The sequence below is a fragment of the Saccharothrix sp. ALI-22-I genome (assembly GCF_001984175.1).
Lineage (GTDB): Bacteria > Actinomycetota > Actinomycetes > Mycobacteriales > Pseudonocardiaceae > Actinosynnema.
In genome coordinates this window covers 410,488-424,587 of record NZ_MTQP01000067.1, presented here as the reverse complement: position 1 = coordinate 424,587, position 14,100 = coordinate 410,488, and the positions used below count along the sequence as shown (strand labels likewise).

The window sequence follows — 14,100 nt, the reverse complement described above, 5'->3', positions numbered from 1 at the left end:
AACTCCTAGGTATGGGCAGATGCCACCGGTCCCCGCGAGCGGGACCGGTGGTGGGGAGGTGCGGATACCTAGGAGTGGGGCGGGCCGCGGCGGGGCAGCGTGCGGCGGCGCAGCACCTCGGACAGCGGGTGCTGGGGGTGCGCGGCGATCGGGATGCGCAGCGGCGCGAACGCGGGCGGCGGGCCGATCCGGCGTGGCAGCACCGACGCCAGGACGGCGGCCAGCCGGAACACGGCCTGTTCGAAGCCCGCCAGGGCCGCGACGACGATCGCCGTGGCCGCCAGGTGGGCCAGCAGTGCCGAAGGCGCGGGCAGCATCTCGCCCGGCTCACGGGACAGCAGCGTGAGGAACACGTGTGCGGCCACCTGTACCACGCCGACCAGGCCGAAGAGGTCGGCGAACCCGAGTTGCCGGTCGGTCAGCGGCGCGCACGTCCACGCGATGGCCAGCGCGAACCCCAGCACGTGCGGGAGGGAGGGGAGGTGACCGCCGCTGCCCGCGTGCGCGAGCACGGCCAGCAGGCCGGTGGACAGCCCGACCGCACCGCAGCGCACCACGCGTGCGGCGCCTCGGGTCGGGGCTGGGGCCACGGTTGTGCAGCCTAGTGCCGGTCGGGACTGTTGCGGAAGAAGGACGAATGTTCGTCGGACGGACGGGAGCGTCGGACTCCGTTGTCCGGACGACCCCTATTCGTCGCTATTCACACCACTTGGGTTGGAATATCGCCAAACGGGTTGGAATATCGCTGGTCAGTTGTAGGGCATTCCGCCGAACGGGCTGGTGGACAGGGTTGCGGCGGTGGTGAAGACGGTGACCAGCAGGGCGGCGATGAGCACTCGTCCGATTCGCATGCGTTCTCCAGTCGTCGGGGTCGGAGAATTCCGGCGATTACCGTTGCAGCAGTCGGAGGGACGCGGAGCGGAATCGGCGTGAACAAAGGGCTAAGCTGTGCGAAGATCAGGTTAATTGGGAAATAATGTAACATCTTGTTAACCTGGCGTTAGCGCCGTATTCTGGATGTGTGCGCGCCGTCACACTGCGTCTCGCGGGCCGCGAGCGAGAGCTTGGCCGCCTCCTGGCGCTGGTGGACGACCTGTCCCAGGGGCGGGGCACCGCGCTGCTCGTGGAGGGTGAGCCGGGCATCGGCAAGACCGCGCTGGTCCGCGCGGCGTGCGACGCGGCGGCGGCCCGCGGCTTCCGGGTGTGCCGGGGCGCGGGCGACGAGCTGGGCCGTCCCCTCCCGCTGTTACCGCTGCTAGACGCGCTCGCCGTGGCCCGGTCGGAGAGCTCCGCGGTCACCGCCGAACGCCTGCTGGCCCGCGTGGACGACCTGTGCGCGATCGGCCCCATGGTGCTGCTGCTGGACGACCTGCAATGGGCGGACGAGGCGAGCGTCGCGGTGTGGCGGCGGCTGGCCGGGCTCGTGCCGCAACTGCCGCTGCTGCTGATCGGCGTGCTGCGGCCGTTGCCGCGCCGGGACGACCTGGCCGCGTTGCGCAAGGGCGTGACCCGGTTGCCGCTGCCGCGCCTCGCGCCGGCCGACGTGGTCGAGCTGGCCGGTCAGCTGGCCGGCGGCACCCCGGACGAGGCGTTGGCGCGGCTGGCCGAGGACGCCGGCGGCAACCCCCTCTACCTGGTCGAACTGGTCGAGGCACTGTTACGCGGCGGCGCGATCGAGGTGGACGCCACCGGCGCCGCCCGGCTGATCGACTCCGGCGTGCCGCCGTCGTTGTCCGCCGCGATCGCGGACCGGATCGGGTTCCTCGGCGCGGACGTGCGGCGGGTGCTCGTCGCCGCCGCGCTGCTCGGCGTGGACTTCCCGGTGGCGGACCTGGCCGCCGTGCTCGGGACGCGGGTGGTGGAGCTGCTGCCCGCGTTGCAGGAGGCGACGGTGGCGGGCGTGCTGGTGGACGGCACGGCCGGCCTGTCGTTCCGGCACCCGTTGGTGCGCACGGCTCTGTACGACGAGGTGCCCGAGGCCGCGCGGGGTGCGTGGCACGTCGAGGCGGCCCGCGCGCTGGTCGACACGGACGCGGGCGTGGACCGGGTGACCCGCCAGCTGCTCGCCGCCGACGACCGGATGCCCGACTGGGTGGCGGACTGGCTCGTCGCGCACGGCTCGATGCTCATCGCGCACGCTCCCGAGGCCGCCGTGGACCTGTTCGGCCGGGTCGTGGCCGCGCCGAACGCCGGGTCGCGGCGCGGTGTGCTGTTGGCGCACCTGGCCGAGGCGCGGTTCCGGCTGGGCGACCACCACGGCGCCGAGGCCGTCGCGCTGGCCGGTCTGGAGCACGGGACGCTCGTGGACCTGCACTGGACGTTGGCTCAGTGCCGCAGCATGACCGGGCGTTCGGCGGAGACGTTGGTGGAGGTGGAGCGCGCGCTCGCCGCGCCGGGCCTGACGTCCTCGGGCCGGGCGCGGCTGCTCGTGGTGGCCGCCCGCGCGCACTGGGACATCGGTGAGCTGGACGCCGCCGAACGGCTCGCCCAGGCGGCGCTGGTGGACGGCGACCGGTGGGCCACGAGCTGGGCCCTGCACGTGCGCACGATCGTGGCCATGGCGCGCGGCCGGATGGCGGAGGCGTTGCCGCTGTTCGACCGGGCGTTGGCGGTGGCGATGGGTGAGCCGGCCACGTCCGATCTGCGGCTGCTGCTCCAGATCAACCAGGCCGTGACGCTGGGCGAGCTGGACCGGGGCGCGGAGGCCATCGCGTCCGCGCAGGTGGTCCGGCACGCCGCCGACCAGGTCGGCAACCTGGTGCGGCTGGCGCAGGCGCAGAGCGCGTTGGGGCAGTTGCTGCTGGACGCCGGTCGGTGGGACGAGGCGTTGGTCGATGTGGACCTGCTGGCCGACGACCTGAAGCACCCGATGGTGTCGCGGTGCGACCACGGCGTGGCGGCGTTGATCCACCTGCACCGGGGCGACGCGGAAGGTGCGCGACGGCACCTCGATGTGGCCGGGACCGGGCTGGAAGGGCACGTGATCGGGCCGTTGGCGCTGGCCGTGAGCCTGGAGCTGGAGCAGGGCGGGCGGGTGCGCGAGGCGTGGTCGGTGCTGACCGGGTGGGACTCGGTGGAGGACCTGCTGCCGGACTTCGTGCGGCTGGCCGTGGAGCTGGGTGAGGACGCGTCCGCCGCGGTTGCCCACGCCGAGGCGTTGGCAGCGGAGCTGGACGTGCCGCACCGGCGGGCGTCCGCGGCCTACTGCCGGGCGCTGGTGTCGGCCGATCCAGTGGGGCTGCTGCACGCGGCCGAGGAGTACCGGGTGGCGGGGCGTCCGCTGTTCCGGGCCAAGGCGTTGTCCGCGGCGGCGGAGCTGTTCGCGTCGTCGGGCGACCGGTCGTCGGCGCGGGCGGCGTTGAGCCACGCGGTGGACGCGCACGCGGAGTTGGGCGCGGAGTGGGACTCGACCAAGTTGCTGGCCCGGTTGCGCGTGCACGGCATCCGCCGCGGCCCGCACGCCAAGCACCGGCGGGCCACGCACGGGTGGGAGAGCCTGACGCCGATGGAGCTGAAGGTCACCGAGTTGGTGGTGACCGGCCTGTCGAACCGCCAGATCGGGGAACGCCTGTTCCTGTCCGGCCGCACCGTGGCCACCCACGTGTCACACGTGCTGGCGAAACTCGGGGTCCGGTCGCGCACGGACATCGCGCGTGAGGCCGTCCGACACCTGGGCGCGTCGGGCTGAGTCTAATTGCCGCTGCTCCGCAGACGGCGGCTCGGTCGCCGGGGAAGTCGCGACCTCGCGAGGTTGGTCGCCTGGGTGGCGTGATCTCGTGGCCGAGGTGCTGCGTCAGGGCTTCGGGTAGCGCTCGCGGGCCCAGGTGGCGTACCTGGCGGGGAACCTGCCGGCGGCCACGTACTGCTAGAGGGCGCGGGCGAAGAACAGGGCGGTCTCGCCTTCGGTCGGTGTGCCCCGGTAGAACGTGGTGTCCAGGCCGCACAAGGCGAACCCCATCCGCTGGTAGGCGCGCACGGCGGGGACGTTCACGGTCGACGTCTCCAGCCATGCGGTCAGCGCGCCGTGCGCGCGGCCGTGCGCGCAGGCGTGGTCCACCAGCGCCCGGCCGATACCGCGCCCCCGGTGGCTCGGTGCGACGGTGACCTGCTGGATCACCAGCCGCCGGTGCCAGTCCTCCAAGTCCACCACGACGAACCCGTGCACGCGTGGACCGTCGGCGGCGACGAACACCGTGCCGTCCGGGTCGTCGTCCGGTGGGAAGACCTTGTGCAGCGGCGGGTCGACCGGGGTGGGGCGGAGAGCGAATCCCTCGGGCTCCACCACGACTTCGAACACGGTGTCGGTGGTGAACGAGTCGTCCAGTGCGGCGATCCGGTCGAGGTCAGCGGCTTTGGCGGTGCGCAGCTCCACCGTGCCGAGGCTATAGGCGGGCGTGGCGGACGGCGGAGAACGCGATCCCGACCGCCTGACCGATCAGGCCGACCACCGCGATCCACAGCGCGGGCCGGTTGCCCAGCCAGTCGGCCAGCGTGCCGCCCACCAGCGCGCCGATCACGATCATGCTCCGGTTGACCGACCGCGTGGTGGCGTTCATCCGGCCCTGGAGCCGGGCGGGCGTGATGGTCTGCCGGTAGCCCATCTCCACCGCGCCGTCCAGGCCGATCGACAGGAAGAACAGGAACTGCGCCGCGCACAGCAGGGCGAACCCGGTCGCGCTCGACGTGGCCAACGGGACCAGCGCGTAGGCCACCGGGGTCAGCCAGCGGGCGGTCACGATCACCGGGCCCACGCCGAACCGTCGCCCCGCCGGGCCGGACAGCGACGCGCCGAGCAACCCGCCGAACCCGCCGACGGCGAACGTCACGCCGAACTGGAACGCGTCGAAGCCCAGTTCGTCCAGCACGAGCATGGTGTAGACGATGGTGACCATCGACGTGAACAGGAACCAGGCGTGCGAGGCGATGGCGAGCGGCTTGAGCACCTCGTGGTGGTAGACCCACCGGAGCCCTTCCCGCACCTCGGCGCGCAAGTCGCGCTTCGGGGCCTCGACCGGCGGTTCCGCGGTGCGCAGGGTAGCCAGCACCAAGCCGGAGACCAGGTACGAGAAGGCGTCGACGAGGAACGCGAGCGGTCCGCCGATCGCCTTGACGAGCGCGCCGCCGACGAGCGGCCCGAAGCCCTGCGCGGCCGACCGGGTCTGCTCCAGCCGGGCGTTGGCGTCGGTGAGCTGCGCCGTGGGCACGAGCAGGGGCAGGAACGACTGGTGTGCCGCGTCGTAGAACAGGGACAACGTCCCGAAGACCACCACCAGGACGGTCAGCAGCGGCATGGTGAGCGTGCCGGTGAAGGCCATCAGCGGGATGAGGGCCAGCACGGCGGCTCGGGCGAAGTCGGTGCCGACGAGTATCGGCAGCTTGCGGCGGCGGTCCACCACGACGCCCGCGACCAGACCGAACAGCATGTACGGCAGCCAACGTGCCGCTTCCAGCATGCCCGCCGCGGTGGCCGACGCGCCGAGCGTCAGCACCGCTACCGTCTTCAGCGCCAACGTGGTGACGTGCGTGCCGGCCAACGACACCGTGTCGGCGGTCCAGAAGCGGACGAAATCCCGCTGGTTCAGCAGTTTGATCGTGCGATCGCTCATGCGGCCACCCCCATGACCACCTTCTCAAACGTTGGCGCGCACCAGGTAGCCGGCCTCGATCAGCAGGGCGGCTTCCCGCTCGGTGAGGTTGGGGTCCGCACGGCGGAACGCCACGACGTGGTCGAGCTGATCGGCCGGGCGTCCACCACGCGAAGTCGCGTCGATCGTTCGTGACTCATTTCCGGCGATCACGCTTTTCGATCGTCGGAAATGAGGCGCGAGCGGTCTGCCCCGACGCGGAGCGTCGAGTCGATCACAGCCAGGCGACCGAGCCCGCCGTCTGCGGAGCAGCGGCAATTAAGCACCGTCTTTGTTCGCCAGCAGGCACGCTTGGGGTTGCTTCCCGTCCCACAGCATCCGGGCGGTGACGACGAGTCCGGCGTCGGCCAGCCACTCGACCACGCGGTCGGGTGGGAGCAGGTAGGCGTCGTAGGTCACGGGGAGGCCGTAGGACTGGAGCGGGCGCAGGTGGTCGTCGCCGACGTGGAAGCCGACCAGGAGTTGGCCGCCCGGTGCGAGGGTCCGGTGGAACTCGGCGAACACGCCCGGCAGTTCGGCGGGTGGCGTGTGGAAGATCGACCACCAGGCGACGATGCCGCCCAGTTCGCCGTCGGGGATGTCCAGCGCGGTCATCGACCCGACGTCGAACCGCAGGTGGGGGAAGGCCTGGCGGGCGATCTCGATCATCCGCGGCGACAGGTCGACGCCGAACGCGTCCAGGCCGAGTTCGTGCAGGTACTGGGTGACCTTGCCCGGGCCGCACCCGATGTCGGCGACCGGCTTTCCGGGCGCGACCAGCTCGGCGAAGGCGATGAGCAGGCTGCGTTCCAACGGCCGGTGGCCCAGTCCGAAGTCCTCGCGCTGGGCGAAGGTTTCAGCGACGGTGTCGTAGGACGTTCTGGTCGCGGCCAGGTGGGCGGGTTCGTTCATGGTCGAATTCCTACCCTTCCGAGACTGCCCTCGCTCGCAATTCGTGAGCAAGTGATCATGCGCAGGTTGTCTAGCATCGCATCCGTGACGGAATGGGGGTCCGGGGTGCCGTCTAGCTGGGCGCGTGCCGCGATAGAAGCCCTGGTCACGACCCGTGCGGAGGAGCAGCCGACACCCCTGCGGCGCTTCCCACTGCCGGGGGACGATTCCGTCGGGCTGTTCGTCAAGGACGAGTCGCTCCGACCCACCGGCAGCCTCAAGTACGGGTGCGGGGGTGCGTGAGCGCGGTGAGGCGGGAGCGGTGGTGATGCTGCTGGGCGACTCGGGCGTGCCGTACGCCGACACCTACTACGACAACCGCTGGGTCGAGGCCAAGGGCTGGGACCTGGCCGAGCCGACGGCCGCGCTGGCCAGGCTGACAGGGGCGTAGCCACGCCGTCCGGCGGTCACGGCGTGGGCCAATGGCGGTGCACTCGCTCCACGCGGGCCTCCGATCGCTCTGCCTGGTCCATGCCCAACCGCACACGCCGCCGCAACCGGCCTGCCACGACCTCACCCAACGGCGCGTCGGGGGCCTTCCGGAACACCGCCGGCCGCCGGGTCCGGACGACCTGCTCGGCTCGGTCGGCGACCGCCTCGTCCGCCGGCCCGAGCGCCGCGCGCAGGGCCTGGTCGGCGCCGCGCCGATTGGCCCGGTGGGCGCGCTGCCTGCCGCGAGGGATGTTCTTGCGGGAGCTCTTGTCGTTCTCCCCGTACACGTTGCGGCGGTCCTTGGCGTAGCTCAACCGCTTCTTCTCCTGCGGAGTCCTGCGCACCGGATGCCTCCTCGACCAACGTCCGCCGCGGACGGTACGCGGGCGATGTCCGACTGCCGAGCCGATTTCGGCCGTAGGGTCGTCCGATGACGCGCTTCGAGGTCGTCACCGCCATCGCCGCGCCCCCGCAGCGGGTCTTCGACGTCTCACTGGACGTCGAGGTGCACACCGCCTCCATGGCCGACGCCGCCGAGCGGGCCGTCGGCGGCGTGACCTCCGGCCGTCTCCGGCCCGGCGACACCGTCACCTGGCAGGCCACGCACTTCGGCCTGCGCTGGCGGATGACCTCCCGGATCAGCGCGTTCGACCCACCGCGGCACTTCGTCGACGAACAGGTGCGCGGACCGTTCAGGCGCTGGCACCACGCCCACCACTTCGAGCCGGACGGGCACGGCGGCACGCTGATGCGGGACGTGGTGGACTTCGCCGCCCCGCTGGGTCCGCTCGGGGTCGTGGCCGAGTTCGCCGTGCTCAACCGGTACATGCCCCGGCTGATCAGCGCCCGCAACGAGCACGTCAAGGCCGTCGCCGAGGCCGGATGAGCCCGTGCGTCAGTCGGGGATGGTGAGCAGGACGCGGCCGCGGCTGCCGGTGAAACCACTGTTCAACGAGTTGATCCGGTTCGAGCTCACGGCTCGGCCTCACGGCTCGGCTCCGCGCGGACACTAGCGGTTCGTCGGTCGTGCGTCGGCTCGTTGATCCGCGGAACGGGCGAGCGCACGTCCGATGATGCGGGCGCCGTCGGGGAACCGGTCGGGGTTCGGGCCGGAGTAGTTGAGCCGGATGAAGGGGCCGGAAGGTTCGGCGGGGAACCACTCGGTGCCGGGGGCGATCAGCACTCCCTCGGCTTCGCAGTCGCGGGCGAGTCGGTCCAGGTCGGTGGCGTCGGGTAGTCGTGCCCACAGGTGCAGGCCGCCGTGGGGCACGTGGTCGAGGTGGGCTTGCGGGACGTGCTCGGCCAGGTTGTCGACGAGCAGGTCGCGTCGGGCTCGCAACTGGTGGCGCAGGTCGCGCAGGTGGGTGCGCCACCCGGGCTGGGTGACGACGTCGAGCGCCGCGGCTTGCAGCAGGCCGCTGACGTACATCGACTCGGCCCCGCGATCGGCGAGGATGCGGTCGCGGGCGGGGCCGCGGGCGATGACGGCGGCGACGCGGACGGACGGGGACACGCTCTTGGTGAGCGAGCGCAGGTAGACGACGTGGCCCGCGTCGTCGTGCGCCGCGAGGGGCCGTGCGGTGGTGTCGATCCCGAAGTCGTGGGCCCAGTCGTCCTCCACGAGGAAGGCAGCGTGCGCGCGGATGACGTCGAGGACCTGCTCCGCCCGCTGGGGTGACCACTGGGCGCCGGTGGGGTTGGCGTAGTTCGGCTGCGCGTAGAACACGCGTGCACCGGTCTCCTCGAACGCACGCGCGAGTTCGTCCGGGTCCGGGCCGCTCGGTCCAGAGGGCACGGGGACGACGTGCACGCCGGCTTGCGCGGCGGCGAGGATGGCGCCCCAGTAGCTCGGCGATTCCATGAGCAACGGGTGCCCGAAGCCCACCAGGGCGCGGAAGATCGAGCTCAGGCCGCTCTGGCTGCCGGGCAGGACCACGACGTCCCGCGCTGCCGGCGGGGTGACGCCGACGGGGGTGGCCTCGGCGAGCTCGTTGGCGAACCAGGCTCGCAGCTCCGGCAGTCCGGCGGCGTCGGATCGGGCCAGTGTCGCGTCGCTGCGGGCGGCGCGTGCGAGCGCGGCGCGCACCAGCCGTTCGGGGAGGAGTGCGCGGTCCGGGTAGCCGGCGTGCAGGCCGATCGCGTCGGGCGAGGCGCTGCGCATCGGCGTGGACAGTGCCGGGATGCGGGCTTGGGGGGAGCGCAGGGCGCCGGTCTGCCAGCCGTAGTCGAGCGGGCGGGCGGTCCGCACGGCGCGGACGAACGTGCCCACTCCGGGGCGGCTCTCGATGAGCCCTTGCGCGCCGAGCGCGCGCATCGCCTTCTGGACCGTGACCGGGCTCGCTCCGTACTCGGCCACCAGGGCCCGATTGGACGGCACCTGCGCGCCCGGCGGTGCCTGCGCGATCCATGCGCGCAGACCTGCCACGATACGCGCAGTGCTATCGTCGGTCATGTCAGGGAACAGTAGCGCTACTCTGGATACGACGGCAACGTTATCGCCATCGCGCGCCGGCCTCTGGTGGGGACTGCTGGGCGTGGCGGCGTTCTCGTTCACCGTCCCCTTCACCCGCGTCGCCGTCGGCAGCTTCTCCCCGCTGTTCATCGGCTCGGGGCGCGCCGTCATCGCGGCGCTACTCGCGGCCGCCGCGCTCGTCCTGACCGGGCAGCGGCTGCCCACGGGCCGCCAATGGGCACGGCTGGCCGTCGTCGCCGGCGGTGTCGTGATCGGCTTCCCGCTGCTGACCTCGTATGCGCTCACCACCGCCTCGGCCGGTCACGGTGCCGTGGTGATCGCGCTGCTTCCGGCCGCAACCGCCGTCATGGCCGTCATCCGGGGCAAGGAACGTCCACCGCCGTCGTTCTGGATCACGGCGGGGATCGGTGCGCTCGCCGCCCTCGTGTTCGCGTCTTTGCAGGGCGGCGGGTTCGGCCGGCTGCACTGGTCGGACCTGCTGTTGTTCGGTGCGGTCGCCGCCGCCGCGATCGGCTATGCCGAGGGCGGGCTGCTCTCCCGCGAACTCGGCTCCTGGCAGACGGTGTCCTGGGCGCTCGTGCTGGCCGCGCCGCTGATGATCGCACTGGTGGTCGTCTCGACGATCGAGCGGACCCCGTCGGGGACACCGGTCCAGTGGGCGGCGTTCGCCTACCTCGCGGTGGTGAGCATGTTCCTGGGCTTCTTCGCCTGGTACCGAGGTCTGGCCATCGGCCCGATGGCACAGGTCAGCCAGGTGCAGTTGGTTCAGCCCGTCCTGACCATCACGTGGGCGGCGCTACTGCTGCACGAGGCACTGACCTGGCCGACCGTCCTAGGCGGTGTCGCCGTCATCCTCTGCGCCGCCACCGCCGTACGCATCCGCCTCACCCGCCACACGCCCGGCGAGCCCACCTGAACCACCACGCGAGGTCGACTTCCAGGCGACCTCGCCCGCGACGCCGGAGGCGGCGCAATTCAACGCAGCGCGGTCTAGGAGGAGCTTGCGTTCCCGCGCGTTGCGGGTGAGCGCGGCCGCGCGCTCGAATTCGACCTTGGCCTCGGCGTGCCTGCCGAGCTTGGCCAGCAGGTCACCGCGCACGCTCGGCAGCAGGTGGTAGTCCTTCAACGCGGGCTCGTCCACCAGTTCGTCCACCAGTTCCAGCCCGACCGCCGGGCCGAACGCCATCCCGATCGCCACCGCGTGGTTCAGGTCGATGATCGGTGACGGCGCGACCAGCGACAACGCCTCGTAGAGGCCGGCGATCCGGGTCCAGTCGGTGTCCTCCGGCACGCGTGCCCGCGCGTGGCACGTGGCGATGGCCGCCTGCAGCGCGTACGGGCCACCCGCGCCGCGCAACGACTCCGCCTTCGCCAACGCGGCCAGGCCGCGGCGGATCAGCATCTGGTCCCAGCGGGCCCGGTTCTGCTCCAGCAGCAGCACGGGTTCGCCGTCCGGGCCGGTTCGGGCCTTGGCCCGGGACGCCTGGATCTCCAGCAACGCCACCAGCCCGTGCACCTCGGGTTCGCGCGGCATCAGGCCGGCCAGCACGCGGGCCAGCCGCAGCGCGTCCTCGCACAGCGCCGGGCGCATCCAGTCGTCGCCCGCGGTGGCCGAGTAGCCCTCGTTGAAGATCAGGTAGATCACGCCGAGCACGGACGCCAGCCGGGCGTCCCGCTCGTCCTCCGCCGGGACCTCGAACGGGACACCGGCCTTGGCCAGCGTCTTCTTCGCCCGCACGATCCGCTGCGCCACGGTCGACTCCGGCACCAGGAACGCGCGGGCGATCTCGTCGGTGGTCAGGCCGCCCAGCATCCGCAGGGTCAACGCCACCTGCGCCTCGGTGGACAGCACCGGGTGGCACGCGGTGAACACCAGCCGCAGCAGGTCGTCGTCGATCTCCCCGACCTTGGACTCGGCGTCCGGTGCGTGGTCGTACTCGGTGTCCCGGCCGATCTGCTCCAGCTTGCGCTGGTAGTTCTGCTTGCGCCGGATGATGTCGACGGCCCGGTTCTTCGCGGCCGTCATCAGCCACGCGCCGGGGTTGCGCGGGATGCCGTGCTCCGGCCACTGCTCCAGGGCGCTGACCATCGCGTCCTGGGCCAGTTCCTCGGCCAGGCCGACGTCCCGCACCATTCGCGCCAGCCCGGCGATCAGGCGGGCGGACTCGATCCGCCACACCGCTTCGACCGCACGACGCGCATCGGTAGCCACCACGACCTGGGATCAGATCAGCTACCGATGCACGTCGGCAAGACGAGGGGACGAGCGGCCCCGCCGGTTCAGCCGTTCTGGTTCAGCTCCGCCTTGGCGCGGGCGTCGAACTCCGCGCGCAGCTCGCGCTCGCGCGCCTTCAGCTCCTCCGAGGCGTTGACGAAGTCGTCCTCGGTGAAGACCTGCCGGATCTCGATCTGGGACTCCTCGCCGGTCGGGTTCGGCGCCCGCTTGACCCATTCGATCGCCTCTTCCAGCGACTTGACCTCCAGCAGCCAGAAACCCGCGATCAGCTCCTTGGTCTCGGCGAACGGGCCGTCGACCACGGTCCGCTTGTCACCGGAGAAGTAGACCCGCGCGCCCTTGGAGCTGGGGTGCAGGCCCTCGCCGGCCAGCATCACGCCCGCCTTGACCAGCTCCTCGTTGAAGGCGGCCATCGCGTTGAGCATCTCCTCGCTCGGCTGGACCCCGGCCTCGGTGTCCTCGTCGGCCTTCACGATCACCATGAAACGCATTGTGCTTTCTCCCTGTCGATTCGTCCGGCCGGTCCATCCTGGCCTCTGCTGACGCGACGAACGGGGAGCGGCTGGGATCGACACGCGGGCCGAGATTTTTCCAAGATTTTTTCGCGGGGCGCTGACCAGCGGTTTCACGTGATCGGTGAGCCTCCGGTCACGCCGATGACCTCGCCGGTGATGTAGCTGGAGTCGGACGAGGCCAGGAAGACGTAGAGCGGCGCCAGCTCGGCGGGCTGGGCGGCACGCCCCAGCGGCGCCTGCTCGCCGAAGCCCTCGACCGAGTCCGCCGGCATGGTGGCCGGGATGAGCGGCGTCCACACCGGGCCGGGCGCGACCGAGTTCACCCGGATGCGCCGGTCGGCCAGGTTCTGCGCCAGGCCCTTGGTGAAGTTCACGATCGCGGCCTTGGTGGTGGCGTAGTCGAGCAGCTGCGGTGACGGCTGGAACGCCTGGATGGACGACGTGGTGATGATCGAGGAGCCGGGCGCCATGTGCGGCACGGCCGCCCGGCACAGCCAGAACATCGCGTAGACGTTCGTCTTCAGCACGCGGTCGAACTGCTCGTCGGTGATGTCGAGCAGGCCGTTCGGCGCGGCCATCTGGTAGGCGGCGTTGCTGACCAGGATGTCGATCCCGCCGAACGCCTCCACGGCCCGTGCCACGACCGCGGTGCACTGGGACTCTTCCACCAGGTCACCGGGGACGACGACGGCGGTGCGGCCCGCGTCCTCGATCAGGCGCGCGGTGTCGCGGGCGTCCTTCTCCTCCGCTTCGAGGTAGGAGATGAGCACGTCCGCGCCCTCACGGGCGAACGCGAGGGCTACCGCGCGGCCGATACCGGAATCGCCGCCGGTGATGACGGCTTTCTTGTCGACGAGCCGTCCTGTGCCGCGGTAAGTCGCCTCGCCGTGGTCTGGAGTGGGTCGGACGTCGTCGGTCAGACCTGGGTACTTCACCTTGGGCTCCACCATGCCCGGAGGGTGCCCACGTCCGTACCCCCTGAACACGCCAACGGCGCACCTCCGGGTGGAAGTGCGCCGTCGAAAGTGCTTCAGATCCGGCGTGGTTCGGCGTGGTTCGGCGTGGTTCGGCGTGGTTCGGCGTGGTTCGGCGGGTCCCTCTTCGGTGGTCTTACCGACCCGACGAACGGGACTCCTGCCGGATCGGCACGTCCGCCGAAGTTTTTCCGAGAAGTCGAGTTCGAGGGTGAAACGGCTGGTCGGAGCGGGTAAGGGCTGACCGCGGCGGAAGAACCGGACCTTTCTCGGGTCGATCGCCTCGGTGAGCATGGCGTCCAGGTCGGCCTCGCTGGGCACGCGGGCGGACGACGGGCCGGAGCGGTGGTCGAGCGGTCCCAGCAGCAGCGGGTAGTGCTCGTCGGGCAGGGGCGGGCGGTCGAGCCGGCACGCGATCAGGCCGCGGGTGTCGGGGACGTCCATCGGGAACACCGGCGGCGGCCAGACGTAGTCCAGGTCGTCCGGGACGTCCGGGAACAGCGGGCGGTAGAACGCGGAGTCCTTGCGCAGGAGAGCGGACTGGTGGCTGCGGTGCAGGGCGTCGTCGCCCAGCCACGGCGGCAGCAGGCCTTCGGCGAGGCACCACGACCACGTCGGATGCCGGCCACCCGTGTATTCGAGCAGCACGGCACGCATCCCGTCCCGATGGCCACGGCTTCGCCACTCGTCGCACATGGCCACGCCGTAGGCGACAAGAGCGGGCGTGAAGCCGCGCCACATGAGGACCGCCGGGTGCCGCTTCCAGCCGTACTCGGGCCACACCAGGGCGCGCAGGATTTGCAGCGTCTCGACGCGCTGCTTACCGAGCCGCTGCGTGTCGAGGGCAGCGGCGCTACGGCCAAATGTAGGACACGGTAGGAACGTTTGCACCAAC

At 71.5% G+C, this 14,100-nt stretch carries 15 protein-coding genes and 1 pseudogene; 5 read left to right on the top strand and 11 right to left on the bottom strand.

What is annotated here, in order from left to right:
• Positions 1-68: 68 nt before the first annotated feature.
• Positions 69-590, bottom strand: coding sequence for a hypothetical protein (locus ALI22I_RS34460; RefSeq protein ID WP_143532592.1), 522 nt, complete (start codon positions 588-590; stop codon positions 69-71).
• 431 nt (positions 591-1,021) lie between these two features.
• Between ALI22I_RS34460 and ALI22I_RS54865 the strand changes: the two genes are divergently transcribed.
• Positions 1,022-3,688: an ATP-binding protein gene (locus ALI22I_RS54865; protein ID WP_077009720.1), complete on the top strand. Its 2,667-nt coding sequence runs from the start codon at positions 1,022-1,024 to the stop codon at positions 3,686-3,688.
• 177 nt (positions 3,689-3,865) lie between these two features.
• Here ALI22I_RS54865 and ALI22I_RS34450 read toward each other — a convergent pair whose 3' ends face one another.
• The 4 genes from ALI22I_RS34450 to ALI22I_RS34440 all read right to left on the bottom strand — a co-directional run bounded on the left by ALI22I_RS34450 (position 3,866) and on the right by ALI22I_RS34440 (position 6,536).
• Positions 3,866-4,372 (bottom strand): GNAT family N-acetyltransferase, encoded by a 507-nt coding sequence (locus ALI22I_RS34450; protein ID WP_077009719.1) that lies wholly within the window; start codon positions 4,370-4,372, stop codon positions 3,866-3,868.
• A 10-nt stretch (positions 4,373-4,382) separates the two neighbouring features.
• Entirely contained in the window at positions 4,383-5,606 is a 1,224-nt protein-coding gene (locus tag ALI22I_RS34445) for an MFS transporter (protein WP_083752224.1), read from the bottom strand.
• 24 nt (positions 5,607-5,630) lie between these two features.
• The gene (locus ALI22I_RS51435; RefSeq protein WP_179118457.1) at positions 5,631-5,798 is read right to left on the bottom strand and encodes a hypothetical protein; all 168 of its coding nucleotides are present in this window, start codon (positions 5,796-5,798) and stop codon (positions 5,631-5,633) included.
• 105 nt (positions 5,799-5,903) lie between these two features.
• The gene (locus ALI22I_RS34440) at positions 5,904-6,536 is read right to left on the bottom strand and encodes a class I SAM-dependent DNA methyltransferase (RefSeq protein ID WP_077009718.1); all 633 of its coding nucleotides are present in this window, start codon (positions 6,534-6,536) and stop codon (positions 5,904-5,906) included.
• Between the two features lie 84 nt (positions 6,537-6,620).
• On the opposite strand from ALI22I_RS34440, the gene ALI22I_RS34435 reads away from it, so the two are divergent.
• Positions 6,621-6,818, top strand: a complete 198-nt coding sequence (locus ALI22I_RS34435) for a PLP-dependent lyase/thiolase (protein WP_143532591.1) — start codon at positions 6,621-6,623, stop codon at positions 6,816-6,818.
• On the top strand, positions 6,811-6,966 hold the full coding sequence (locus tag ALI22I_RS51430) for a hypothetical protein (RefSeq protein WP_179118456.1): 156 nt from the start codon (positions 6,811-6,813) through the stop codon (positions 6,964-6,966). The genes ALI22I_RS34435 and ALI22I_RS51430 overlap by 8 nt, the downstream gene beginning before the upstream one ends.
• A gap of 16 nt (positions 6,967-6,982) precedes the next feature.
• On the opposite strand, the gene ALI22I_RS34430 is transcribed toward ALI22I_RS51430, so the two are convergent.
• Complete coding sequence (locus ALI22I_RS34430) at positions 6,983-7,351, bottom strand: hypothetical protein (RefSeq protein WP_077009716.1); 369 nt, start codon at positions 7,349-7,351, stop codon at positions 6,983-6,985.
• Positions 7,352-7,437: 86 nt separating this feature from the next.
• Between ALI22I_RS34430 and ALI22I_RS34425 the strand changes: the two genes are divergently transcribed.
• Positions 7,438-7,893, top strand: a complete 456-nt coding sequence (locus tag ALI22I_RS34425) for an SRPBCC family protein (RefSeq protein WP_077009715.1) — start codon at positions 7,438-7,440, stop codon at positions 7,891-7,893.
• A gap of 123 nt (positions 7,894-8,016) precedes the next feature.
• On the opposite strand, the gene ALI22I_RS34420 is transcribed toward ALI22I_RS34425, so the two are convergent.
• Positions 8,017-9,459, bottom strand: coding sequence for an aminotransferase-like domain-containing protein (locus tag ALI22I_RS34420; protein ID WP_077009714.1), 1,443 nt, complete (start codon positions 9,457-9,459; stop codon positions 8,017-8,019).
• Between ALI22I_RS34420 and ALI22I_RS34415 the strand changes: the two genes are divergently transcribed.
• Complete coding sequence (locus ALI22I_RS34415) at positions 9,458-10,396, top strand: DMT family transporter (protein ID WP_077009713.1); 939 nt, start codon at positions 9,458-9,460, stop codon at positions 10,394-10,396. The genes ALI22I_RS34420 and ALI22I_RS34415 overlap by 2 nt on opposite strands.
• Here ALI22I_RS34415 and ALI22I_RS34410 read toward each other — a convergent pair.
• The 4 genes and pseudogenes from ALI22I_RS34410 to ALI22I_RS52555 all read right to left on the bottom strand — a co-directional run.
• Positions 10,313-11,695 (bottom strand): RNA polymerase sigma factor, encoded by a 1,383-nt coding sequence (locus ALI22I_RS34410; RefSeq protein ID WP_083752223.1) that lies wholly within the window; start codon positions 11,693-11,695, stop codon positions 10,313-10,315. The genes ALI22I_RS34415 and ALI22I_RS34410 overlap by 84 nt on opposite strands.
• A gap of 65 nt (positions 11,696-11,760) precedes the next feature.
• Positions 11,761-12,207, bottom strand: coding sequence for a YciI family protein (locus ALI22I_RS34405; protein ID WP_077009712.1), 447 nt, complete (start codon positions 12,205-12,207; stop codon positions 11,761-11,763).
• 134 nt (positions 12,208-12,341) lie between these two features.
• A complete protein-coding gene (locus ALI22I_RS52560; protein WP_077010141.1) occupies positions 12,342-13,181 on the bottom strand; it encodes an SDR family oxidoreductase in 840 nt (279 codons plus the stop codon).
• A 483-nt stretch (positions 13,182-13,664) separates the two neighbouring features.
• Positions 13,665-14,096: pseudogene (locus ALI22I_RS52555) on the bottom strand (MSMEG_6728 family protein); the annotation flags it as partial.
• Between the last annotated feature and the right edge of the window lie 4 nt (positions 14,097-14,100).